Consider the following 22,108-nt stretch of genomic DNA (forward strand, 5'->3'; position numbering starts at 1 on the left):
GCTGGTATCCCGTCACAACGGCTTCCCGCACCCCGTTCCTGCAGGGGTCATGCGAGTAATTGGACAAGCCGTGGTCCATGCTTGGTCAGTCATCGAAAGCGATCCGGCCATGCATTTAGCCAAGCCGACACCAGGCAACCCAGCCGAAGACATCTATACCGACGCGCTATGTGAACTGCTGTTGCAGATGCTCAAGAGTCCCACGGCCGTCGTACCGGGTTTTTCGAGCGCGCATTTCGAGCACGTCAGTCGTGCAGAGAATCTCTCTAATTACAACGCTCAATTCATCAACAAGCAGCCGGATCTGATAATTCAGCTGGCCGATGGGCCCTTGCAGCAAACGCGGCGCTACGTCGGCATCTATGTCGAAACCAAAATCGTCTCGATGAAGACGCCGATCAGCCGCTATACCGATGAAGGGTTGAAGCGTTTCATCGTCGGCGACTACGCCTGGGCCATGCAAGGCGCCATGATGATCGCCTATCAGGCGCAACGACCGCGTCCACGCCAGACGCTGGAAGTAAAGTTGGCCGCCGATGCCACGCTAGCCACCATCCCACAGCAAGGGCACTGCTTCGCTTCTCCCGCCGCCGCTGCGCCTTTATGCGGCAACAGCATGCATCAGCGCACCTGGCACTATCACAGCGGAGACAATCCCGGCCCGATACGCGTCTGGCACATGTGGTCGCTGCATATTCCCGGCTTAAGCTCGGGTGCACCATAGCACCGCGGCAACGGCGGAAAGCTAAAGAACGAAGGAAAACACGGGTCAGAGTGGAAAACACGGGTCAGAGTCGACTTATTCTGTTTTATTCTGGCCAAAAGCGGGTTCTCTGGCGTCACGATTAATGACAGTGAAAATGCGCTGAGCATCACGGCTGAAGCCCGATGGTGCATTCATTCCGAAGCGAATCTATGACCCGGAATCTGCGTATGAGCAGGATCCGAACCATTGTCGATTGATGTTTGCCATGGCCATCGTGGCTGCTGCGCTCGGTACCGCCGTGCGGTCGCCGGCCGTTCTCGTCGAGGCTTCGATGCGAGGGTAAAATGCGAGTCGGGGTGGCCCTTCCTATGAATAAAACATTGATGGTTTCATTGTCTGCCCTTCTCGTCGGATGCGTTACCGAGCGGGAGCTTGCGACATTCCCAGTCTCACATCTTGGTCCCGAAGCCCAGACCGAAGCGGCATGCAAAGCCGTTGGCGGAAGCTGGGAGGGATCGGAAGAAATCATCGTGAGTCAGCGCTGCAGCGTGCCGACTCCGGATGCAGGAAAGGCGTGCCGGGATCACAGTGATTGTGCCGGGTTGTGTGTCGCGCCCTCCGGCACCAGGGCGGGCTCGCGCACGCAAGGCGCCTGCTATCGAAGCTATAATTTCACGGGCACATGCCTAACCCGCGTGTCGCATGGTCGAGCCGAGCCGACACTGTGCGTCGATTGAGGTCTTCGATTCATTCGAACAGAAGCCGCTTCATGGTTCAGTTCGTGCAGATATGGGAATGATCGGAGCCATTTGCCGGCTGGCACTGGCCACGATCGTGTTGGCCGCGCTCGGGGCCGCCGCGCAGCCATTGACGGTCACTGCCGAGGGCTTCGATGCAAGGATCGGTGCGCAGCCGGGGCCGGTGATTGTGGATGGCCGGTTGCAATGGCTGTACGAGTTGCATCTGAGCAACTTCGTCGGCCGCACACTGACTGTGCGTGAGGTGCGCGTCTATGTCGACCAGAAGCGCCAGCCGGCATGGACGCTGCGAGGAGACGAACTACAGCGTCGCTTGGTCACGATCGGTGCGGACGAAACGGTTGCATTGGCGGGCATCGCGCCCGGTCGCCGCGCGGTGATCTATCTGGATTTCCTGTCCGGCGATGCTGCCGCTCTGTCGAGGACGTTGCGTCACGAGGTCGACTATCTCGATGGCGATGAGACTCGTACCTTGTCACTGCCGCCGGTGCCGGTCGCGGTTCCGGCGACCTTGCGGCTTGGTCCGCCGCTGCGAGGCGGGCCGTGGGTGGCGGTGCATAGTCCGGACTGGCCGCGCGGGCACCGCCGGGTCGTCATCGCCACGGGCGGGCGGGCGCGCATCCCGGGACGCTTCGCGATCGACTGGGTGAAGACCGATGCGCAGGGGAAGACCAGTCGCGGCGATGCGGATCGCGTCGCGGACACGCTTGGCTATGGCGACGAGGTGTTGGCGGTGGATGAGGCCGTCGTCGCGCTGGTGCGCGACGACATGCCGGAGCCGGAGCTTGTTTCGGCGCGGCGCAAGCATGCCTTGACCGATGCTGCCGGCAATTTCGTCTCGCTGCGCTTGTCCGACGGGCGTTATGCCGTCTATGAGCACCTGAAGCCGGGCAGCATCCGCGTGCGGGCCGGCGACCATGTGCGACGCGGCCAGGTGATCGCCGCCTTGGGATTCACCGGCGATTCGACCGGGCCGCACCTGCACTTCCACGTCGCCGATGCCGCCGAGCCGGCGGCTGGGGAAGGGCTGCCGTTCGCGTTGTCGGGCTGGCGCGAGCTGGGGCGTTACGGGGACATCGGTGCGCTGGGGCGTACGCCCTGGCCGGCGCAGCGGGCAACGCGTCTCCGGCGCAATGAATGGCCGGGATGGAACGTCGTCGTCGAGTTCGACGAATAGCGGCCACTGTTCGAGGGGGCGCCAGAGGGTGTGCGTGTCTGGCCTTTCTTTCCCCGAGCGACAATGCAAGGCGTCGACGTTTCCCAAATGCGGGCCATGTCGGCTTTCCCGCCGCCTGCTTTCAGTTGAAAGCAGGCGGCGGGAGCCAGGTTGATTGCCTCACGCCTTACGCCCCGTAGTTCGTCCCTCCCGTGAGGGACGATGCATGGTGCACCTGGCGGCGAACGAAACTCCATGACGCCCGACGCGTCAATGTTGATGAGCGTGCCCGGCATGCGCGGGTTCCGCCTGTTCGCCTGGCGGCGGACTGCGTTCCGTGCCGCCTCCGTCGTTGGCGGCTTTGTCGGCAGCCGCTGCGGGAAGGGCTGCAGCGCTCCCGGGATGGGGCCCGGCATGCGAAGCGTGGTGATCTGCCTCGCCATGCGTCGCCATCTTCTTGGCCGCGTCCATGCCGGCGTCATGATGGTGTCCGTCCGTGCCGCCGCTATGCGGAGGATCGGATGTTTCGCCGCCGCCATGCGAATGTCCGCCGCTGCCGGCCACCAGCGCGTCGTACTCCACCTTGTCGAGCTTGGGCAGCACCCGCAGGAACGCGACCATGTTCCAGATGTAGGGATCGTCCATGCTCCTGCCCCAGGCGGGCATGCCGCTGGCCTTGATGCCGTGCTTGATGGTCCAGAAGGCCTCGGCGGCCGCGACGTCTTCCTGGGTGAGGTCGGGCGGCTGCGGATACAGGCCCTTGCGCAGCTCGGTGTCGGGCATGCCGGGAGCCAGATGGCAGCCGACGCACATCGCGGCGTAATTGCCGGCGCCTTGCCGGATGTTGGCCGGGTCGTCCAGGCCGGGCGGGACCTGCAGCTGGCGCGCGCGCGAGGCGATGGAGCGCTCGCGCGCGATGTCCAGGAGCGCGTAGACCGGACGGGTGTGCGGTACGTCGGCCCCGACGTTGTAGGCGCCGGAATACAAGGCCACGGCGCCGCCGGCGGCCAACAGGCCGAGCACGACGCCTGCCGCGAGAAACGTCTTGGCAATGCTTGTCATGTCGGTCTCCTAGAACCAGGTCCGCAGGCCGACGACGATGCGCGTGTCATCGCCGGGTTCGCCGTCGCCGCGGCGCAGGTCGGCCGTCTTCCCGAACGCGCGCTCGTGCACTACGCCGACGTAAGGGGCGAACTTGCGCGTGAACTCGTAGCGCAGGCGCAGGCCCGCCTCGACGGTGCCCAGGCCGGCGCCGATGCCGCGCGCGGGGTCGTCCTTGCCGAACAGGGTCGCCTCGACGAGGGGCTGCAGAATCAGGCGGTTGGTCAGCAGCAGTTCGTACTCGGCCTCCAGGCGGGCGGCGGTCTGGCCGCGCTCGCCGAGGTAGGCGGTGGCGGAGACTTCGAACTTCTGCGGGGCCAGGCCCTGCACGCCGAACGCGGCGAAGGTCTGCGCATCGCCCGGCTTGAAGTCGTGGCGCACGCCGGCGACGAGGTCCCACCAGGGGGCCACGCTGCGGCCGTAGAGGACTTCCAGGTCGGCCGATTCGGTGTGGCCGTCGCTGCGTTCGCCTTCGCTGCGCAGCCAGAGGCGGTCGAGGTCGGTGCCGATCCAGCCTTGCGCTTCCCAGCCGAGGCCGCGCCCGGGATCGGCGTCCCAGGTTTCCAGGCGGTTGAACAGGACGTAGCTGTGCAGGCCGTTGTCGTGCATCGCGTGCATGTGCGCGGGCGCGACGGCGGCGGCGCGGTCGGCGTCGCTGAGCGGGGGGATCGGCGTGCGCGGAGTTTGCGGGGATGCCATGTGCCCCATCGCGGCGTGATCGACGGGCGTGGAGGTCGTCGCCGATGGCGCGTGACCCATCGCGGCGTGATCCATGCCCGGATCGGCTCCGGATGCCGGCGTCGCGGGATGGCCGGCATGCGAATCCGGTTGCGAAGGCGTCGGCTTGGCGCGTTCCTTTGACTGGGCCGCAGGATGCATCGCCGCGTGATCGTGCGACTGCGCGGCCAGCGGACCGGCGGCGAGCGCCAGCGCGGCGGCGAGCAGGGCGGGGCTCGGGGAGAAGGCGGTCGTCTTCATTCGTCCACCCTCACCACGCGCATCATGCCCGCTTCCATGTGGTACAGCAGGTGGCAGTGATAGGCCCAGCTGCCGAGCGCGTCGGCGCGCACGCGGTAGCTGCGCTTGCTGCCGGGCGGCATGTCGATGGTGTGCTTGCGCACGAGGAAGTCGCCGGCGTCGTCCTCGAGGTCGCTCCACAGGCCGTGCAGGTGGATCGGGTGCGTCATCATGGTGTCGTTGACCAGCACGATGCGCAGGCGCTCGCCGTAGTTCATCTGCAGCGGCGCGGCATCGGAGAACTTCTGGCCGTTGAAGCTCCAGGCGAACTTTTCCATGTGGCCGGTCAGGTGCAGTTCGATATCGCGGCCGGGATCGCGGCCGTCGGGGTCGTCGAAGGTGCTCTTGAGCATCGAATAGCTCAACGCCTTGCGGCCGTTGCCGCGCAGGCCGTTGCCCGGGTCGTCCAGGCGCGAGGTGGGCGTCATCGCCTGGCCGTCGATCAGCGGGTTGCCGCGTTCGCCGGGCGGGTGGGACTGCATGCCGGCGTCGCGTTGCATGCCGGGCATGGCGTGGCCGGCATGCGGGTCGGCGGACGCCGCCGCCGGCGGCGCCGAGGCGCCATGCTGCATGCCCGCCATGCCCATGTTCGCGCCGCAGCCGCCTTCCATGCCCTTGCCGCCGGCCGCGCCGCCCATGCCGTGGCCCGTGCCGTGATCCATGGCCATGTCGGTCATGGTCAGCAGCGGGCGCGGGTCGAGCGCCGGCACCGGCGCGCGCAGGCCTTCGCGCACGGCGAGGGTGCCGCTGACGTAGCCGGTGCGCGCGGAATCCTGCGCGAAGACGGTGAAGGCGTCCTGGCCGGACGGTTCGACGATGACGTCGAAGGTTTCGGCCACGGCGATGCGGAACTCGTCCACGGTGACCGGGTGCACGTGCTGGCCGTCGGCGGCGACCACGGTCATCTTCAGGCCGGGGATGCGCACGTCGAAGTAGGTCATCGCCGAGCCGTTGATGAAGCGCAGGCGCAGCTTCTCGCCGGAGCGGAACAGGCCGGTCCAGTTGCCGAGCGCGGTGGTGCCGTTCATCAGGTAGGTGTAGGTGTGGGCGTTGACGTCCGACAGGTCGGTCGGGGTCATGCGCATCCGGCCCCACATGCGGCGGTCGGCGAGGGTGGCCTTCAGGCCGTCCTGGCGCGCGTCGCGGACAAAATCGCCGACGGTGCGCTTGTAGGTGTTGTCGTGGCCCGGCATTTTCTTCAGGCGCGAGAACAGCGCGGCGGGGTCGAGGTCGGTCCAGTCGCTGAGCATCACCACGTAGTCGCGGTCGTAGGCGAAGGGCTCGGGTTCGGCCGCGTCGATCACCAGCGGTCCGTACAGGCCGGCCTGCTCCTGGAAGGCGGAGTGGCTGTGGTACCAGTAGGTGCCGCTTTGCCGCACCTGGAAGCGGTAATGGAAGCTTTCGCCGCGACCGATGCCGTCGAAGCTCAGGCCGGGCACGCCGTCCATGTTTGCCGGCAGCAGGATGCCGTGCCAGTGGATCGAGGTCTCGTGGCCGTGGATCGAACCGGCTGGCAGCGCGTTGCGCACGCGCAGGTGGACCGTGGTGCCCTCGCGCCAGCGCAGCAGCGGCGCCGGGATCGAGCCGTTGACGGTGATGGCCGGGCGCGTGCGTCCGGTGAAATTGACCGGCGTTTCGCCGATGGCGAGGTCGAACTCGGTGCCCGAGAGCGTGCCGGGCTGGCCCGGGCCGGCGAGCGCCCAGCTGGGTTTGGGCCACAGGCCGAGGCCGGCGACCGTGCCGCCGGCCGCCAGGCCCTGCACGAAGCGTCGCCGCGAGAGAAGGCGCGCAGCGTCGGCGCCGCCGAAGGAATCGGATGACATGAGGGAACTCCACGAATGTCCAGGGAAGTGTCCGCGCGAGGCGGACGTTCGTGCCGTGACGAGTCCCGCGCTGCGGGACATCGGACACGGCCGGCCGGCGCGTGGCGCCGGGGATTCCCTAGCCGATGGGAGGTCGGATCAGATGCGGCAGCGCCGGGGCGGGACGCCCGGGGGCCATGAAGGCGACGCCGAGGGCGTGCGGCATCACCGGCGGCGGCGAGAGCGCCGCGACCAGGGCCGAGGCGCAGGCATGCACGCAAGCGCAATCGCAGCCTTGCTTGCAGCAGTCCGGGGCGCGCGGGTCGTCGTGCTGCACGGGCGCCGTGGGCGCGGCGTGTTCGGCGGCGGCCATGGCGCCGGAGGACATGCCCTTGTGGTGTTCGGCGCAGGGCGCCGCAGGCGCTTGCGCACCGTCCATGCCGGCATGGTGCATCGGCTGCGCGGGCATCGGCGCGTGCAGGTGCATCGATGCGGCCGCCGAGCCGATGCCGTTCAGCACCAGGGTCAGGATCAGCACGATTCGCAGCAGGCGCGCCGGCAGGGACATGCGTCTAGGGTAGCGCAGCCGCGGTGAACGCGGGGAGCCCGGGCTTCAAGCGGCTTCGGCCTGCCGCCATTCGCGCGGCGAGACGCCGCTGTGCGCCTTGAACGCGCGCGACAGCGCCGCCTCGCTGCCGTAGCCCACCTCGTCGGCGATGCGCTTGAGCGGCAGCCCCTGGCGCAGGGCCTGCTGCGCCAGGCCGATGCGCCAGCGCTGCAGGTAGGCGCCGGGCGTGCAGCCGACGGTGTCGCGGAAGGCGCCGGCGAAGACGCTGCGCGACATGCCGGCGCGCGCGGCCAGCGCCGGCAGCGACCAGTCCTCGGCCGGCCGCTCGTGCATCGCCACCAGCGCATGGCGCAGGCGCGGATGCGACAGGCCGGCGAGCATGCCGACCTGGGCCTGCCCGCTTTCCATCAGTTGGCGCAGGATCTGGATCAGCACCACCTCGAACAGGCGGTCGAGCAGGGCCTGGCGGCCGCAGCGCTGCAGGAAGGCCTCCTCGAACAGCAGCGCCAGCACGTCCCGCGCACCGGCCACGGCGTCCAGGGGCAGGCAGACGACATCGGGCAGGGCCGCGGCGATCGGATGCGCGGTGCCGCCGTCGAAGCGCAGGTGCGCGCAGGCGAAGTCGGCGCCGCGCTCGGCGTCGGTGACGAAGCGGTGCGGCAGCGGGCGGGGGTAGAGCAGCAGGCTGGGCGCGGCGACATGCAGCGCACTACCGGCGCCGCCATGGCTGACCTCGACCGGACCGCTGCGGATCAGGTGCAGCTGGCCGGTGCCGTCCTCGGGCACCAGGTCGTTGATCCCGCACAGGGCGCCGGCATGGAACATCTGTGCGCGGACGGAGAAGCGTTCGAGCAGGGCCTGGAGCCGGTCGGGCATGGCGGTACTCTCGATCAAGTTTTCAGGATTCTATGTCACTTTTCGTTTCGGCAATCGGCGCAAAGTAGCGTTCACCGGCGAATAGCCCGGCCACCCCGTCCTCCATCAGGAAAACCGCCATGTCCCTCGACAAGATCCTCTACACCGCCCAGGCCAGCGTCAGCGGCGGCCGCGACGGCCGCGCCGTCAGTTCCGACAACGCCCTGGACGTCCAGCTGTCCACGCCGAAGGAACTGGGCGGCGCCGGCGGCCCCGGCACCAATCCGGAGCAGCTGTTCGCCGCCGGCTACTCGGCCTGCTTCCTGAGTGCGCTGAAGCTGGTCGCCCGCCAGGCCAAGGTGGCGCTGCCGGAGAGCACCGGCATCACCGGCCGCGTGGGCATCGGCCCGATCGCGCACGGCTTCGGCCTGCAGGCCGAGCTGCGCATCTCCGCGCCGGGCCTGCCGCGCGAGCAGGTGCAGGCGCTGGTCGAGCAGGCGCACCAGGTCTGCCCGTATTCGAATGCGACGCGCGGCAACATCGAGGTGACGCTGGTGGTCGCCGACTGACGTCGTGCGGCGACTTCCTACACAGGATGCACGGATGTCGTGCCGGCGGTCGATTCGTGTAGGAAAAACCCGACACGCGGGAGCGGCGATCACCGATTGGCATCGGCCCGCGCATGCGGCACGCTATCCCTGCCAGCAACGAAGTGCGATACCCCATTCCCCTGGTCAACTCGCATTTTCGGGCGCCGTATGGACGCGGCGCTGCTGGCGCTATCCGACACAAGCCGGCAGGGACGCCGGCCGCCGGCGGATCTGGCGGCCGCCCTCTCTCTGCGGCCGCCCTCTCTCTGCGGCCGCCTCCGCCGCTTCCGCCTCTTTCTCGACGAGGCGCCCTTCCCGGGCATCGCGTGCCATGCGCAGCGGCGCGTCTGCGCCGGATCGCGCGGCCTATGGCCGGCACAACGCGTCGCCTTTCCGCTAGCCTAGCCGCGACACGACAGTGGCGGCCGGCGACGTGCGCATCATCGACAACACCTACGGTTCGAACGAGCACGGCCTGATCTGGGGCTTCCGCTTCGCGCCCGGACAGCCGGCGCAGCCGATCAGCACCGACGCCGTGCCGACCTTCCTGGCCGCGCAGGCGCAGGGCGAGGGCGAGGATTTCCTCTGGCTGCATTTCTCGCTCTCCAACCAGGCGTCCGAGCGCTACATGCAGCGCGCGCTGTCGCTGCCGGATGCCTTCTTCGAATCGCTGCGCAGCGAGGTCGGCTCCACGCGCCTGGAGCTGGACGCCGGCGCGCTGGTGGCGGTGATCCACGACGTGCTGTTCGATTCCACCTTCGATGCCTCGCAGGTGGGCACCACCAGCCTGTGCATCGGTCCGCGCCTGCTGGTGAGCGCGCGGCTGCGGCCGCTGCGCTCGGTGGACCAGCTGCGCGCGTCGGTGCGTGCCGGGCATGCCTTCCGCTCGCCGGTGGAACTGCTGGCGCACCTGCTGCGCGACCAGGCCGACGTGCTCGGCGACATCGTGCGCAAGTCCACGCGCCGGGTCGACGGCATCGAGGACAAGCTGCTGGCCAACCGCATCTCCACCGACCGCAAGGAGCTGAGCGCGCTGCGCCGCTCGCTGGTGCGGCTGCAGCGGCTGATGGCGCCCGAGCCGACGGCGCTGTTCCGCCTGCTCAACCGCCCGCCGGAATGGATCAGCCGCGAGGACATCCAGGACCTGCAGCAGGCCGCCGAGGAGTTCTCCACGGCGATCGGCGACTCGGCGGCCCTGGTCGAGCGCGTGAAGCTGATCCAGGAAGAGCTGGCCGCGCTGGTCAACGAGCAGACCGGGCGCACCCTGTTCGTGCTGACCATGGTCACGGTGATGGCGCTGCCGATCAACCTGGTGGCCGGCCTGTTCGGCATGAACGTGGGCGGCATCCCGTTGTCCGACTACGGTCACGGTTTCCTGTTGATCGTGGTCGGCCTGATCGTACTGACGCTGTTGCTGGCGTACCTGGCCTTCGGCAGGCGCAAGGACTAGCGCAAGCGGGTAGAGTAGATCGCCCGGCGGAGCCTTCCGCGGATGGTCCTGGCATGTCCGAGTTCACCGTCCAGCTGTTGCTGAAAACGCCGATCGTCGCGGTGCGCGACGTGTATTGCCGCGGCGAGTGCAAGCACAAGAGCGCGGAGGAGTGCGCCAGCGCCAGCCACCTGGTGTTTCCCTACCGCGGCGTCTACGTGCGCCACGTCGGCAGCCGGGAAGCGGTGGCCGAAGCCAGCCAGGTGCTGTTCTTCAACACCGGCGAGGGCTATCAAGTGAGCCATCCGGTGACCGGCGGCGATGCCAGCCTGTCGCTGTCGGTGGACGAGGCGATCCTGCGCGAACTGGCGCCGGCCGACCTGGTGCGCGAAGGCGGCGATCTCGCCTTTCGCCACCAGCGCCTGCGCATCGACCCGCGCACGCAGGCGCTGGTGGCGATGCTGCGCCACAGCCTGCGCCGGAACGTGGCCGAGCACCTGGAAGCCGAAAGCCTGGCGCTGACCCTGGCGCAGCGCGCGCTGGGGCCGCGCACCACGCACGTGGCCGGCGCCAGCGTCGGCCGCCAGCGCCTGGTCGACCGCGCCAAGCTGGTGCTGGCCTCCGACCTGTCGCGGCGCTGGACGCTGGCCGAGATCGCGGCCGAGGTCGGCGTCTCGCCGGTCTACCTCACCCAGGTGTTCCAGCAGGTGGAAGGCCTGCCGCTGTACCGCTACCAGCTGCGCCTGCGGCTGGCGCGCGCGCTGGACCTGCTCGGGCAGTACGAGGACCTGAGCACGCTCGGCCAGGACCTGGGCTTCTCCAGCCACAGCCATTTCAGCGCCGCCTTCCAGCAGACCTACGGCCGTTCGCCTTCGGAATTCCGCCAGGCGGCGCTGCACCGCTGAGGCCGCGCCCGGCCGGGGCGGGAACTCGCTAAAGATTCTGACAGCGGCACCCGGGCCCCCGGTGGCCTACTGATCGCACCCGGACGTCGGGTGCTTTCGGAGAGTGTCATGGCGGAGAAAACCTGTGCGGCGTGCGACTACCCGCTCGATGAGAATGCCTTCCAGGTCAAGATCGGCGGCAAGACCGTGGAAGTGTGCTGCGACGAATGCGCGCAGAAACTCAAGGAGGCCTATGCCTCGGCCGCGTCGGCGGGGAAGGCCTGACATGGACGGCAATCTTTCCTCCCCCGCGCGCTACAGCGTGCAGACCGCCTCCGGCCGCGTCGGCTATGCCGAGCGCGGCAACGGGCCGGTGGCGCTGTTCGTGCACGGCGTGCTGCTCAACGGCCACCTGTGGCGGCACCAGCTCGCGCACCTGTCCGACCTGCGGCGCTGCATCGCCGTGGACCTGCTGGCCCACGGCGAGACCGAGATCGCGCCGGACCAGGACGTCTCGGTGACGGCGAACGCGCGGATGCTGCGCGAGTTTCTCGATGCGCTGGATATCGATCGCGTCGACCTGGTGGGCAACGACAGCGGCGGCGGCATCGCGCAGATCTTCGCCGCCGAACATCCCGAGCGCGTGCGCAGCCTGACCCTGACCGACTGCGACACGCACGACAACTGGCCGCCGGAAGCGTTCAAGCCGTTCCTGGCGATGGCGGCGGCCGGCGGCCTGCGCGGTGCGCTGGAAGGGATGCTGGCGGACAAGTCGGTCTACCGCTCGCCGCAGGCGCTGGGGCCGGCGTATGAGGACCCGCAGTCGCTCGGCGACGCCGACATCGAGGCGTATCTGCGTCCGCTGCTGCGCAGCGAACAGCGCACTCGCGATCTGCAGCGCTTCCTCGCCGCCTTCGATCCGCGCCATACGCTTGCCGTCGAGGCGAAGCTGCGGGCGTTGCAGGCGCCGACGCTGATCGCCTGGGGTACGGACGACGTCTATTTCGACCTCGCCTGGTCGCGCTGGCTGGCCGAGACGATTCCCGGCACGCGCGAACGCGTCGAGTTCGAGGGGGCGCGCATCTTCTTTCCCGAAGAGCGCTGGGAGGCCTTCAACCGGACGCTGCGCGCGCACTGGCTGGCGAGCGCCTAGCGCGGCAATGCCCGCACCGGTGCGGCGGATGCCCGTCGCACCGTTTTTCGTCACTTTTCATTCCAATTTCCATGGAATTGCCATGAACCGCAGACATTTCCTCCAGATCGCGGGCGGCGCCTTAACCGCGGGCGCGATCAGCGGCTGCCTTAGTCGCGGCCTGGGTATCGTCTCGCCCGTGACCGGTGGCGATCGCCTGGACGCCCCCGCTTTCCGCGCCGCGCGTCGCTTCGCCAAGACGCCCTTCGGCAGGATCGCCTACGTCGAGCGCGGCGCCGGGCCGGCGGCGCTGTTCCTGCACGGCTTCCCGCTCAACAGCTTCCAGTGGCGCGGCGCGCTCGAGCGGCTGTCGCCGTATCGCCGCTGCATCGCGCCGGACTTCCTCGGCCTGGGCCACACCGAGGTGGCCCGCGGCCAGGACGTCGGCCCCGAGGCACAGGTCGCGATGCTGGTGTCCCTGCTCGATGCGCTGGGCATCGACAGCGTCGACCTGGTCGCCAACGACAGCGGCGGCACGGTGGCGCAGCTGCTGCTGGTCCGGCATCCGCGGCGCGTGCGCACGCTGCTGCTGACCAATTGCGACGTGGAGACCGACAGCCCACCCCCGGCGCTGCTGCCGGTGATCGAATTGGCCAGGCAGGGCAAGTTCGCCGACCAGTGGCTGGCGCCGTGGCGCGCGGACAAGGCGCTGGCACGCTCGGCACAGGGGATCGGCGGCATGTGCTACGCCGATCCGGCGCAGCCGAGCGACGAGGCGATCGAGATGTACTTCGCTCCGCTGCTGGCCAGCACGCGCAGCAAGGCGCTGCTGCATGCCTACGCGATCGGCCTGGAACCCAACCTGCTGGCCGGCATCGCGCCGCAGCTGCGGCGCAGCACCGCGCCGGCGCGCGTGGTGTGGGGCATGGGCGATACCATCTTTTCGCCGCACAGTCCCGATTATCTCGACCGCGCGCTCGGCAACTCGCGCGGCGTCAGGCGGCTGGAGCGCAGCAAGCTGTTCTGGCCGGAGGAGCGTCCCGACGTGATCGCCGAGGAGGCGCGCCTGCTGTGGAACGCCTGGGTGCCCGAGGCGGCCGCGTTTCGCTAGCCGCCCCGGCGCGGCCTAGGCCTGCATGCGCTTGAAGTCGCAGGTCCAGTTGATTTCCCACTCCTTGCCGTCCAGGGAAAAGGCCTGTTCCCAGTAGGCGTTGTCGGCATCGATGCTTTTCCAGCGGAAGCGCACCTTCACCGGACGGCCCTCGTCGCTGTCGTCGCCGTAGAACTCGCCATGCCGGCCGTCGAAGCCGCCCAACACCGGCGGGAACAGTTCGCCGGTGATGCTGTTGATCCAGTACAGCGCCCATTGCCGCTTGGCGGGATTGAAGATGCGCACCGTCATCCCCGACCAGCCCTTGGTGGCGAAGCGCACCTCGTCGATGTTGACGCCGCCGCCCATGCGGCTTTCGCAGCGCAGATCGCCCGGGAAGACGTCCCAGTCGTCGCTGCCGGCCCAGCGCCGCTTCAGCCGCCGGTTGGTGCCGTGCCAGTGGCCGACGAAGAAGTCGAAATCGTGCATGCCGCCGGCCGGCGTCGCGGGATTGGCCGGCAGCTGCGCGACGCGGGGCTTGCCGGCCGCGCCGGTGGCCCCGGCCAGAGGCAGCAGGCCGGCGGCGCCGGCGCCGGCCAGGGCATCGATCAGCAGCTTGCGGCGCGCGGTCGAATGCGCGGTCGAAACGGAACGTGTCATCGGAAGGTCTCGGTTGGAAGGTGTGTCGAAGGACGGTGCCGGTCCGTCGTCGTGTCCTGCAGCGTTATCGTGTCCTCTCGAGTCATCGCGTCTTCTCGAAGCGCATGACCCAGTTCGTTTCCCAGGTCTTGCCGGCATCGGCGGAAAAGGCCTGCTCCCAGCGCGCGGAGCCTGGCGTGATCCGCGACCAGGTATAGCGCACGCGAATGGGTTTGCCGCGCAAGGTGTCGTTCGAATAGAACGTGCCCACGCCGTGCCGGAAGCGGCCCTTCACCGGCGGATCGAGCGCGCCGGCGGGATTGCGCCCGTCCAGCCACCAGATCGCCCATTGCGCGGTCTTCGCGTCGTAGGCGCGCAGGCTGAGGCCGCGGTACTCGCCGCCGGGCACGCGCAGGAGGTTGTCGTCGACGTTGGCATGGCCGTCCAGCAGCGTGCGCATCGTCATCTCGCCCTCGAATTCCACCCAGTCGCGGCTGCCGGCCAGGCGGTCCTTGAGCTTGCGGTGATGCACCTTCCAGTGGCCGACCAGGAAATCGAAATCGTGCAGGCCGGAAAGATCGCCGGAGCCGTCCGCGGACCCGGGCGTGTCCTGGGAGGCATGGGCGAGGGGCGCCGCGCCGGCGGCGGCGAGCAGCAGGGCGGCGAGGGCGATGCGCAGTCTGGTCATGGCCGGGCTCATCGCACGCGCTGGAAATCGGACACCCAGTTCACTTCCCAGGTCTTGCCGCCGTCGGCGGAGAAGGCCTGCTCCCAGCGCGCGGTCTCGGCGGTGATCCTCGACCAGGTCACGCGCATGCGGATCGGCTTGCCCTGCAGGGTGTCCACGGCCTCGAAGGTGCCGATGCCGTCCTTGAAGCCGCCCTTGATCGCCGGATCGAGCGCGCCGAACGGATTGCGCCCGTCCAGCCACCAGCTGGCCCATTGCCCGGTCTTCGGGTCGTAGGCGCGAAAGCCGATGCCGCGGTACGGGCCGTCCGGCGTGTTGAACAGGTTGTCGCCGACGTTGGCCCGGCCGTCCATCAGCTTGCGCATGCTCAGCGTGCCGTCGAACTCCGTCCAGTCCCGGCTGCCGACCAGGCGCGCCTTGAGCTTGCGGTGGCGCACCTTCCAGTCGCCCACCAGGAAATCGAAATCGTGCAGGCCGGCGAGGTTGCCGGCGCCTTCGGCGGACTTGGGCGTGTCCTGGGAGGCATGAACGGCGCCGGCCGGGGCCACGGCGAGCAGCAGGCAGGCGAGGAGGGTGTGATGGCGGCGCATGCGGCGTTTCCTTCGGGAGTCGGTGCGCGCTAGCATGGCGCCGAAACATGCCATCTGATGTCATGTATTAACGAGAATCTCAACGCATGCTGGCCAGCCGGCTGCTGTCGATCCTGATGCTGCTGCAGACCCGCGGCCGGATGAGCGCGCGCGCGCTGGCGGCGGAGTTCGAGGTGGCGGTGCGCACCATCCACCGCGACATCGACCAGCTCAGCGCGGCCGGCATCCCCGTCTACGCCGAGCGCGGGCGCGGCGGCGGCTTCCGCCTGCGCGACGGCTATCGCACCATGCTCACCGGGCTGAACCAGTCCGAGGCCGAAACCCTGTTCCTGGCCGGCCTGCCCGGCCCGGCCGCGCAGCTGGGCGTGGCGGACGCGCTGTCCACGGCGCGTCTGAAGCTGCTCGCGGCGCTGCCGCCGGACATGCAGCTGCGCGCCGAGCGCATCGCCGCGCGCTTCCATCTCGATGCCGAGTCCTGGTTCCACGATGCCGATCTGCTGCCCTCGCTGCCGGCGATCGCGCGCGCGGTGTGGAGCGAGCGCATGCTGCGGCTGCGCTACCGCCGCTCCGGCGAGACCGAGGCGCGCCCGCGGCGCCTGGCGCCGCTCGGCCTCGTGCTCAAGGGCGGCATCTGGTACCTGGTGGCGCGCAGCGGCAAGTCCGTGCGCACCTATCGCGCCGCCAACATCCACGACGCCGAGATCTGCGAGGAGACCTTCGAGCGCCCCGCCGGCTTCGACCTGGTCGCGCACTGGGAGCGCGCGGTGCGCGAGTACGAGGCCGGGGTCTACCACGAGCTCGCCGACGTGCGGCTCTCGCCGCAGGGCGTGTACATGCTGGAACTGCTCGGCCCCTACGTGGTGCGCCGGGCGGCCGAAACCGCGGGCAAGCCCGACCGGCGCGGATGGGTGCGCTGCCAGCTGCCGCTGGAGTCCTTCGGTTTCGGCATCCGCGAGCTGATGCGCCTGGGCGAGGAGGTGGTGGTGCTGGGGCCGCCGGCGCTGCGCGCGCAGCTGGCGGCCACCGCCGCGCGGATCGCCGGGCTGCACCGCGACCGTCCAACCGTGCGCCGGACGCGAAGGCAAACCGGAATGTGAAGGATTCCGATTCACCGCACGCGGTCCCGGTGGCGCCTAAGATGGCGCGGAGCCGGGACGGAGCCGGCCGCGCTTAGGGGACGCATGGGCAGGGGGGCGACGTGAACGAGGCGGCGAGGCGATCGGGAGAGCACCTGAATTTCGTTTCGCGCATCTACCGCATGCGCACGCTGGGGCTGGGCACGGGCTGCCTGGCGGTCGGCGCCGGCCTGTACGAGCACGGCGCCTCGGCGCCGGTGTGGGCGCTGCTGGTGTTCAACGGCTACCTGTGGCCGGTGCTGGCCTACTTCCTCGCGCGCCGCAGCCGCTTCCCGCTGCGCGCCGAGAAGCGCAGCCTGATGGTCGATTCGATGTTCGGCGGCCTGTGGATCGCGATGATGCAGTTCAACGCGGTGCCCAGCGCGCTGATCGCGGTGATGCTCTCGGCCGACAAGATCGCGGTGGGCGGATGGCGCTTCCTGGCGCGGACCGCCGCCCTGCAGGCGCTGGTCTGCGCGGTGACGTGGGCGGCGCTGGGCTTTCCCTTCCAGCCCCAGGGCTCGATGGCGACCTTAGTGGCCAGCCTGCCGTTCCTGCTGGCCTATCCGCTGGCGCTGAGCACGATGAGCTACGCCCTGGGGCGCAAGGTCGCGCGGCAGAACCGCCTGCTGCGCCGGCTCAGCCGCACCGATGCGCTCACCGAGCTGTCCAACCGCCAGCACTGGGAGGAAGCGGCGGCGGCGGAAATGGCGCGCGGCCGCCGCGCCGGCCGTCCCTCGGCGCTGCTGATGCTGGACATCGACAACTTCAAGCAGATCAACGACACCTACGGGCACGCCTTCGGCGACCTGGTGCTGCAGCGCGTGGCGCGGGTGCTGCGCACCTGCGTGCGCGAAACCGACACCGCCGGGCGCTACGGCGGCGACGAGTTCGGCCTGGTGCTGGTGGAGACGCCGGCGGCCGAGGCGCGCGAGGTGGCCGAGCGCATCCGCCGCGAGATCGCGCAGGCGCGCTTCGGCGATCCGGACTTCCGCTGCACGGCGAGCATCGGCCTGGCCATGGCCGATGCGCGCCTGCTGGACGTCGCCGCCTGGATCGAAAGCGCGGACAATGCCCTGTACCGGGCCAAGCAGGCCGGTCGCAACCGGGTGGCGGACGCGCACGTCGCAAATCCGACATGAGCGGGCGGCACAATCGAGTGTTTTCGGTCGAACGCGGAGACGCAAACATGTGGAAGACGATCAGCCTGGCGATGGCGCTGCTGTGCGCCGCCACGACGGCCGCGGCGCAGCAGTCCTATGTCGAGATCGAGAAGCGCCTCACGCCCGAGCAGCTGCACGAGGTTGGCCTGACCCCGGCGCAGCTGGAACTGCTCAACCGCATGCTGCGCGAGTCCGGGCAGCGCGAGGCGGCCGCGCGCCCCGTCCCGGTCGAGGGCGGGCAGGGCGCCGCGTCGCTGATCGGCTTGCATGACGAGCCCATCAAGAGCCGGCTCAAGGGCGGCGTGAGCGAATGGGGCCCGGGCACGGTGTTCGAGCTGGAGAACGGCCAGCGCTGGCAGGTGCTCAAGGGCAGCATGAAGCTGCGCAAACCGCTGCAGGCGCCGGAAGTGGTGGTGGTGCCGGGCATCGCCGGCCGCTGGTTCCTGCAGGTGGACGAGGACGTCGCCAAGCCGCGGGTGTTCCGCATCGACTGAGCGGGCGTGGATCGCGCGGGGGCGGCTGCGCCTCCGCGACGGGGCGGCACGTTTACGTTTTGCTGCGGATCGCCTCCGTATAGTGCGCGCTCGCAAGTCATGTAGGAGTCTGCGTGCGTCGTCGCGAAGTGGTGCTGGCGGGATTGTCGTTGCCCCTGACCGCCTTGGCGCGCGAGTTGGAAACGCTTTCATCGTCCGCATCGGGCGGCGCCTTCGACGACGGCACGGTGCCGGCACAGGCCAGGGCCCTGGCCGGCGCGGCCTGGCGCGCGCCGGACCGGCGCCTGCCGGCGGCGTTGGAGAAGGTCGGCTACGACGGCTACCGCGACTTCCGCTACCGCCCGGCGCGCGCCTTGTGGCGCGACCGGGGACTGCCGTTCCAGGCGCAGTTCTTCCACCGCGGCTTCCTGTTCCAGGAGCGCGTGGACATGTTCGTCGTGGACGCGGGCAAGGCGACGCCGGTCGCGTTTTCCACCGCGCTGTTCGACTACGCACCGCGCCCGGCACTGCGCGATGCCGACGTGGGCGATCTCGGCTTCGCCGGGTTTCGCCTGCACGCCCCGATCAACCGCGCCGATTATTTCGACGAGGTCTGCGCCTTCCTCGGCGCCAGCTACTTCCGCGCGGTGGCCAAGGGTCTGCACTACGGCCTGTCGGCGCGCGGGCTGGCGCTGGGCACGGGCGAGCCGGGGCCGGAGGAATTCCCGGTGTTCAAGGCGTTCTGGCTGGAGCGGCCGGCCGCCGGCGCCGAGGCCATGGTGGTGCATGCGCTGCTCGACGGTCCCAGCGCCGCGGCGGCGCTGCGCTTTCGCATCGTGCCCGGCGAAGAAACCGTGTTCGACGTCGACATGCGCCTGTATCCGCGCGTGACGCTGGTCAAGCCGGGTATCGCGCCGCTCACCAGCATGTTCGATTTCGACGCCAGCGACCGCCTCGGCGTCGACGACTACCGCCCGGCGGTGCATGATTCCGACGGGCTGGCCCTGCTCAACGGAAACGGCGAGCAGGCGTGGCGGCAGTTGCAGAACCCGAAGACGCTGCAGCACAGCGGCTTCCAGGACCGCAACCCGCGCGGTTTCGGCCTGATGCAGCGCAAGCGCGACTACGCCGACTACATGGATGCGGAGGCGAACTACCAGAACCGGCCCGGCCTGTGGGTCGAGCCGGTCGGCGATTGGGGCGAAGGAGAAGTGCATCTGGTGGAGATCCCCACGGCGAACGAATACAGCGACAACATCGTCGCCTTCTGGCGGCCGCGCGAGCCGCTGGCGGCCGGGCGCGAGCATCGCTGGCGCTATCGCCTGCACTGGTGCCGCGACCACGCCTGGCAGCCGCAGCTGGCCCGCGTCGCCGCCACCCGCGTCGGCCGCGCCGCCAAGGCCGGCGCGCGCCTGTTCGTGATCGACCTGGCCGGCGGCCGCCTGTCGCAGCTGCCGGCCGATGCCGAACCGCAGATCGAGGCGACGTCCCCGCAGGGCGCGGTGCGCAACGCGGTGGCCTATCGCCACCAGCGCGGCTGGCGCCTGAGCTTCGAACTGCAGCCGGGCGAGGCGCGCGCGGCGGAACTGCGCGCGCGGCTGTTCGACGGGAAAGGGCCGCTGTCGGAAACCTGGCTGTACCGGTGGTTGGCATGAACGCGACCATGAGCACGCCGCTGCCGCCGCGCATGGGCGTGCCGCCGCCGCCGTTGCCGCCCGAGGCGCCGATGGCGATGCCGGTGCAGACGCTGCGCGCCGGGCGGCTGCGCAATCCGCGCCTGCCGACCACGCCCGCCGGCATGTTCTGGCGCCGCTTCGCGGTGATCGGCTGCGCGGTGCTGCTGACCCTGGTGGCCACCTACCAGATCTGGTGGCTGCTGCGCGGCGACGGTATCGACGTGCTGGAGGGGTCGCTGCTGGCGCTGTTCGTGCTGCTGTTCGCCTGGATCGTGCAGGCCTTCGTCGGCGCGATCGCCGGCTTCGTGCTGGTGCTCTCGCGCCGCCGCGCGCGCCTGGGGCTGTCCCCGCACGCGCCGCTGCCGACGCTGGGCGCGCGCACCGCGCTGCTGATGCCGACCTACAACGAGGACCCCGAGCGCCTGCTCGCTGGCCTGCAGGCGATCTACGAATCGGTGGCGGCCACCGGGCGCATCGCGCATTTCGATTTCTTCGTGCTCAGCGACACCCGCAAGCCGGAGATCCAGGCCGCCGAGGCGGCGGCGTTCGCGGCCCTGCGCGCCCGGCTCGGCATGGACGCGCGCGTGTACTACCGGCTGCGCGAGAACAACCACGAGCGCAAGGCCGGCAACATCGCCGACTGGGTCCGCCGCTGGGGCGGCGCCTATCCGCATTTCCTGATCCTGGACGCCGACAGCCTGATGACCGGCGACACCATCGTGCGCCTGGCCGGGGCGATGGAAGGGCACCAGGACGTGGCGCTGATCCAGACCCTGCCGGTGATCGTCAACGGCAGCACGCTGTTCGCGCGCATGCAGCAGTTCGCCGGCCGCGTCTATGGGCCGGTGATCGCCTACGGCGTGGCCTGGTGGCACGGCGCGGAGAGCAACTACTGGGGCCACAACGCGCTGATCCGCACCCGCGCCTTCGCCGAGTGCGCGGGCCTGCCGGAGCTGCGCGGGGTGAAGCCCTTCCGCGGCACCGTGCTCAGCCACGACTTCGTCGAGGCGGCGCTGCTGCGCCGCGGCGGCTGGGCGCTGCACATGATCCCCGGCCTGTCGGGCAGCTACGAGGAAGGGCCGCCCTCGCTGACCGACATGCTGATCCGCGACCGCCGCTGGTGCCAGGGCAACCTGCAGCACGGCGCGGTGTTGCCGGCGCGCGGCCTGCACTGGGTCAACCGCTGGCACCTGCTGATCGGCATCGGCCATTACTTCACCGCGCCGATGTGGGCTATGCTGATGCTGGTCGGGCTGTCGATCCCGCTGCTGCACGCCGGCTTCGCATGGGGCAACTTCGTGATCCCGGCCTTCTCGCCCACCGCGTACTGGCGCGAGCAGGATCCGCAACGCTTCGTCTGGGTGTTCGTCGCCACGATGACGATGCTGCTCTCGCCCAAGCTCATGGGGTTCATCGCCACCCTGTGCGATCGCGACATGCGCCGCGGCTGCGGCGGCGCGGTGCGCGCCTTCATCGCGATGCTGCTGGAAACCGTGCTCGCCGCGCTGATGGCGCCGGTGACCATGTACGTGCAATCGCGCGGCGTGGCCGAAGTGCTGGCCGGGCGCGATTCGGGCTGGGAATCGCAGCGCCGCGACGACGGCAGCCTGCCCTTCGCCGGCCTGCTGCGCAGCTACGGCGGGCTGAGCCTGTTCGGCGCGGCCGCCGGCGTGGCCGCCTACCTGATCTCGCCGGGGCTGGCGGCATGGATGGCGCCGGTGATCCTCGGCCTGGTGCTGTCGATCCCGATCGTGATGCTGACCTCGGCGCGCGGCCCGGGGCAATGGCTGCGCCGCCACCGGATCTTCTCCACGCCCGAGGAGCTCGATCCGCCGGCGGTGCTGGTGCGCGCGCAAGAGCTGCGGGAAAAGCACGAGGCGCAGTAGGGCGTGGGCGCAGACGAAAGCGGATAGACTGCACGCCCGTCCCGCGCCTGCCCCTCAATGCTCCTCGACACCATCGAACAGGAAACCGGCGCCGCGCCGCGCTACAGCGTGATCTGGCTGCACGGCCTCGGCGCCGACGGCACCGACTTCGCGCCGATCGTGCCGGAGCTGGTGCGCGAGGGCTGGCCGGCGATCCGCTTCGTCTTCCCGCATGCGCCGGTGCGCGCGGTGACGATCAACAACGGCATGCGCATGCGTGCCTGGTACGACATCCGCGACCTGGACCTGGCCAATCGCGCCGACCAGGAAGGCGTGAACGCCTCGGTGGCGCAGGTCGAGGCGCTGATCGACAACGAGATCGCGCGCGGCATCGACGCCGCGCGGATCTTCCTGGCTGGTTTCTCGCAGGGCGGCGCGATCGCGCTCAGCGCCGGCCTGCGCCGGCAGGCGCCCTTGGCTGGCCTGATCGGCCTGTCGACCTACCTGCCGGGCGCGGCCAACGCCGCCGCGCTGCTCGCCGAGGGCGCGCAGGCGCAGCCGGTCTTCATGGGGCACGGCACCCAGGACCCGGTGGTGCCTTTCGGCGCCGGCGAGCAGAGCGCGGTGGCGCTGCGCAAGCTCGGTTTCCAGGTGGACTGGCACCACTACCGCATGCCGCATTCGGTCTGCGCCGAGGAAATCGCCGACCTCGGCGCCTGGATGTCGCTTCGCCTCGCGAAAGCTTGACGCACTGCGCGTCGCGCCGTTGGCCTCGGCGCGGCCGGATCGCTACTATCGTCGGCAACTGTCC

22 protein-coding genes are annotated in these 22,108 nt (G+C 69.7%); 14 read left to right on the plus strand and 8 right to left on the minus strand.

The genetic code is table 11. The annotated features are described in order from the left end of the window. Nucleotides 1-49: 49 nt before the first annotated feature. Nucleotides 50-724, plus strand: a complete 675-nt coding sequence (locus tag MD221_RS15030) for a hypothetical protein (RefSeq protein ID WP_242112711.1) — start codon at nucleotides 50-52, stop codon at nucleotides 722-724. A gap of 684 nt (nucleotides 725-1,408) precedes the next feature. Further along, nucleotides 1,409-2,641: a M23 family metallopeptidase gene (locus MD221_RS15035; protein ID WP_242112713.1), complete on the plus strand. Its 1,233-nt coding sequence runs from the start codon at nucleotides 1,409-1,411 to the stop codon at nucleotides 2,639-2,641. 249 nt (nucleotides 2,642-2,890) lie between these two features. On the opposite strand, the gene MD221_RS15040 is transcribed toward MD221_RS15035, so the two are convergent. From MD221_RS15040 to MD221_RS15060, 5 genes are all read right to left on the minus strand, one after another. After that, nucleotides 2,891-3,682: a c-type cytochrome gene (locus MD221_RS15040; RefSeq protein ID WP_242112715.1), complete on the minus strand. Its 792-nt coding sequence runs from the start codon at nucleotides 3,680-3,682 to the stop codon at nucleotides 2,891-2,893. Nucleotides 3,683-3,691: 9 nt separating this feature from the next. Beyond that, the gene (locus MD221_RS15045) at nucleotides 3,692-4,699 is read right to left on the minus strand and encodes a copper resistance protein B (RefSeq protein WP_242112716.1); all 1,008 of its coding nucleotides are present in this window, start codon (nucleotides 4,697-4,699) and stop codon (nucleotides 3,692-3,694) included. Then, a complete protein-coding gene (locus tag MD221_RS15050) occupies nucleotides 4,696-6,561 on the minus strand; it encodes a copper resistance system multicopper oxidase (protein ID WP_242112719.1) in 1,866 nt (621 codons plus the stop codon). Before MD221_RS15050 ends, MD221_RS15045 begins: the two co-directional genes overlap by 4 nt. Nucleotides 6,562-6,679: 118 nt before the next feature. Continuing rightward, on the minus strand, nucleotides 6,680-7,108 hold the full coding sequence (locus MD221_RS15055) for a CopL family metal-binding regulatory protein (protein ID WP_242112720.1): 429 nt from the start codon (nucleotides 7,106-7,108) through the stop codon (nucleotides 6,680-6,682). Between the two features lie 45 nt (nucleotides 7,109-7,153). Continuing rightward, nucleotides 7,154-7,984 carry an AraC family transcriptional regulator gene (locus tag MD221_RS15060; protein ID WP_242112721.1) on the minus strand — a complete coding sequence of 277 codons (831 nt, stop codon included), beginning with the start codon at nucleotides 7,982-7,984 and terminating at the stop codon, nucleotides 7,154-7,156. A 119-nt stretch (nucleotides 7,985-8,103) separates the two neighbouring features. On the opposite strand from MD221_RS15060, the gene MD221_RS15065 reads away from it, so the two are divergent. The 6 genes from MD221_RS15065 (at nucleotide 8,104) to MD221_RS15090 (ending at nucleotide 13,109) form a co-directional block, all read left to right on the plus strand. Further along, entirely contained in the window at nucleotides 8,104-8,532 is a 429-nt protein-coding gene (locus MD221_RS15065) for an organic hydroperoxide resistance protein (protein WP_242112722.1), read from the plus strand. 439 nt (nucleotides 8,533-8,971) lie between these two features. Beyond that, nucleotides 8,972-10,003 (plus strand): transporter, encoded by a 1,032-nt coding sequence (locus tag MD221_RS15070; protein WP_242112723.1) that lies wholly within the window; start codon nucleotides 8,972-8,974, stop codon nucleotides 10,001-10,003. A 53-nt stretch (nucleotides 10,004-10,056) separates the two neighbouring features. Beyond that, entirely contained in the window at nucleotides 10,057-10,887 is an 831-nt protein-coding gene (locus tag MD221_RS15075; RefSeq protein WP_242112724.1) for a helix-turn-helix transcriptional regulator, read from the plus strand. 108 nt (nucleotides 10,888-10,995) lie between these two features. After that, complete coding sequence (locus MD221_RS15080) at nucleotides 10,996-11,151, plus strand: hypothetical protein (RefSeq protein WP_242112725.1); 156 nt, start codon at nucleotides 10,996-10,998, stop codon at nucleotides 11,149-11,151. Between the two features lies 1 nt (nucleotide 11,152). Further along, nucleotides 11,153-12,019 carry an alpha/beta fold hydrolase gene (locus tag MD221_RS15085; protein WP_242112726.1) on the plus strand — a complete coding sequence of 289 codons (867 nt, stop codon included), beginning with the start codon at nucleotides 11,153-11,155 and terminating at the stop codon, nucleotides 12,017-12,019. 82 nt (nucleotides 12,020-12,101) lie between these two features. After that, nucleotides 12,102-13,109, plus strand: coding sequence for an alpha/beta fold hydrolase (locus MD221_RS15090; RefSeq protein WP_242112728.1), 1,008 nt, complete (start codon nucleotides 12,102-12,104; stop codon nucleotides 13,107-13,109). Nucleotides 13,110-13,124: 15 nt separating this feature from the next. On the opposite strand, the gene MD221_RS15095 is transcribed toward MD221_RS15090, so the two are convergent. From MD221_RS15095 to MD221_RS15105, 3 genes are all read right to left on the minus strand, one after another. Continuing rightward, nucleotides 13,125-13,748 carry a hypothetical protein gene (locus MD221_RS15095; protein ID WP_242112730.1) on the minus strand — a complete coding sequence of 208 codons (624 nt, stop codon included), beginning with the start codon at nucleotides 13,746-13,748 and terminating at the stop codon, nucleotides 13,125-13,127. Nucleotides 13,749-13,830: 82 nt separating this feature from the next. Next, a complete protein-coding gene (locus MD221_RS15100) occupies nucleotides 13,831-14,415 on the minus strand; it encodes a hypothetical protein (RefSeq protein ID WP_242112731.1) in 585 nt (194 codons plus the stop codon). Nucleotides 14,416-14,423: 8 nt separating this feature from the next. Next, nucleotides 14,424-15,005 (minus strand): DUF1579 domain-containing protein, encoded by a 582-nt coding sequence (locus MD221_RS15105; protein ID WP_242112733.1) that lies wholly within the window; start codon nucleotides 15,003-15,005, stop codon nucleotides 14,424-14,426. Between the two features lie 86 nt (nucleotides 15,006-15,091). On the opposite strand from MD221_RS15105, the gene MD221_RS15110 reads away from it, so the two are divergent. The 6 genes from MD221_RS15110 to MD221_RS15135 all read left to right on the plus strand — a co-directional run bounded on the left by MD221_RS15110 (nucleotide 15,092) and on the right by MD221_RS15135 (nucleotide 22,044). Next, the gene (locus MD221_RS15110; RefSeq protein WP_242112734.1) at nucleotides 15,092-16,102 is read left to right on the plus strand and encodes a helix-turn-helix transcriptional regulator; all 1,011 of its coding nucleotides are present in this window, start codon (nucleotides 15,092-15,094) and stop codon (nucleotides 16,100-16,102) included. 101 nt (nucleotides 16,103-16,203) lie between these two features. Beyond that, nucleotides 16,204-17,262, plus strand: a complete 1,059-nt coding sequence (locus MD221_RS15115) for a sensor domain-containing diguanylate cyclase (RefSeq protein WP_242112736.1) — start codon at nucleotides 16,204-16,206, stop codon at nucleotides 17,260-17,262. A gap of 47 nt (nucleotides 17,263-17,309) precedes the next feature. Further along, the gene (locus MD221_RS15120; protein ID WP_242112738.1) at nucleotides 17,310-17,777 is read left to right on the plus strand and encodes a hypothetical protein; all 468 of its coding nucleotides are present in this window, start codon (nucleotides 17,310-17,312) and stop codon (nucleotides 17,775-17,777) included. A gap of 113 nt (nucleotides 17,778-17,890) precedes the next feature. Then, nucleotides 17,891-19,411, plus strand: coding sequence for an OpgD/OpgG family glucan biosynthesis protein (locus MD221_RS15125; protein WP_242112740.1), 1,521 nt, complete (start codon nucleotides 17,891-17,893; stop codon nucleotides 19,409-19,411). Beyond that, the gene (mdoH, locus tag MD221_RS15130; protein WP_242112741.1) at nucleotides 19,408-21,318 is read left to right on the plus strand and encodes a glucans biosynthesis glucosyltransferase MdoH; all 1,911 of its coding nucleotides are present in this window, start codon (nucleotides 19,408-19,410) and stop codon (nucleotides 21,316-21,318) included. The genes MD221_RS15125 and mdoH overlap by 4 nt, the downstream gene beginning before the upstream one ends. Nucleotides 21,319-21,375: 57 nt before the next feature. Continuing rightward, nucleotides 21,376-22,044 carry an alpha/beta hydrolase gene (locus MD221_RS15135; protein ID WP_242112742.1) on the plus strand — a complete coding sequence of 223 codons (669 nt, stop codon included), beginning with the start codon at nucleotides 21,376-21,378 and terminating at the stop codon, nucleotides 22,042-22,044. The last annotated feature ends 64 nt before the right edge of the window (nucleotides 22,045-22,108 follow it).

Source organism: Luteimonas aquatica (assembly GCF_022662575.1).
Taxonomy (GTDB): domain Bacteria; phylum Pseudomonadota; class Gammaproteobacteria; order Xanthomonadales; family Xanthomonadaceae; genus Luteimonas; species Luteimonas aquatica.

Bases quoted from the DNA above. Each gene is read 5' to 3' on its own strand.
- MD221_RS15055 (WP_242112720.1), bottom strand. From the start codon at position 7,108: ATGTCCCTGCCGGCGCGCCTGCTGCGAATCGTGCTGATCCTGACCCTG.
- MD221_RS15065 (WP_242112722.1), top strand. From the start codon at position 8,104: ATGTCCCTCGACAAGATCCTCTACACCGCCCAGGCCAGCGTCAGCGGC.
- MD221_RS15060 (WP_242112721.1), bottom strand. From the start codon at position 7,984: ATGCCCGACCGGCTCCAGGCCCTGCTCGAACGCTTCTCCGTCCGCGCA.
- MD221_RS15120 (WP_242112738.1), top strand. From the start codon at position 17,310: ATGTGGAAGACGATCAGCCTGGCGATGGCGCTGCTGTGCGCCGCCACG.
- MD221_RS15035 (WP_242112713.1), top strand. From the start codon at position 1,409: ATGGTCGAGCCGAGCCGACACTGTGCGTCGATTGAGGTCTTCGATTCA.
- MD221_RS15045 (WP_242112716.1), bottom strand. From the start codon at position 4,699: ATGAAGACGACCGCCTTCTCCCCGAGCCCCGCCCTGCTCGCCGCCGCG.
- MD221_RS15040 (WP_242112715.1), bottom strand. From the start codon at position 3,682: ATGACAAGCATTGCCAAGACGTTTCTCGCGGCAGGCGTCGTGCTCGGC.
- MD221_RS15075 (WP_242112724.1), top strand. From the start codon at position 10,057: ATGTCCGAGTTCACCGTCCAGCTGTTGCTGAAAACGCCGATCGTCGCG.
- MD221_RS15080 (WP_242112725.1), top strand. From the start codon at position 10,996: ATGGCGGAGAAAACCTGTGCGGCGTGCGACTACCCGCTCGATGAGAAT.
- MD221_RS15090 (WP_242112728.1), top strand. From the start codon at position 12,102: ATGAACCGCAGACATTTCCTCCAGATCGCGGGCGGCGCCTTAACCGCG.
- MD221_RS15050 (WP_242112719.1), bottom strand. From the start codon at position 6,561: ATGTCATCCGATTCCTTCGGCGGCGCCGACGCTGCGCGCCTTCTCTCG.
- MD221_RS15105 (WP_242112733.1), bottom strand. From the start codon at position 15,005: ATGCGCCGCCATCACACCCTCCTCGCCTGCCTGCTGCTCGCCGTGGCC.
- MD221_RS15135 (WP_242112742.1), top strand. From the start codon at position 21,376: ATGCTCCTCGACACCATCGAACAGGAAACCGGCGCCGCGCCGCGCTAC.
- MD221_RS15110 (WP_242112734.1), top strand. From the start codon at position 15,092: ATGCTGGCCAGCCGGCTGCTGTCGATCCTGATGCTGCTGCAGACCCGC.
- MD221_RS15095 (WP_242112730.1), bottom strand. From the start codon at position 13,748: ATGACACGTTCCGTTTCGACCGCGCATTCGACCGCGCGCCGCAAGCTG.
- MD221_RS15030 (WP_242112711.1), top strand. From the start codon at position 50: ATGCGAGTAATTGGACAAGCCGTGGTCCATGCTTGGTCAGTCATCGAA.
- mdoH (WP_242112741.1), top strand. From the start codon at position 19,408: ATGAACGCGACCATGAGCACGCCGCTGCCGCCGCGCATGGGCGTGCCG.
- MD221_RS15100 (WP_242112731.1), bottom strand. From the start codon at position 14,415: ATGACCAGACTGCGCATCGCCCTCGCCGCCCTGCTGCTCGCCGCCGCC.
- MD221_RS15085 (WP_242112726.1), top strand. From the start codon at position 11,153: ATGGACGGCAATCTTTCCTCCCCCGCGCGCTACAGCGTGCAGACCGCC.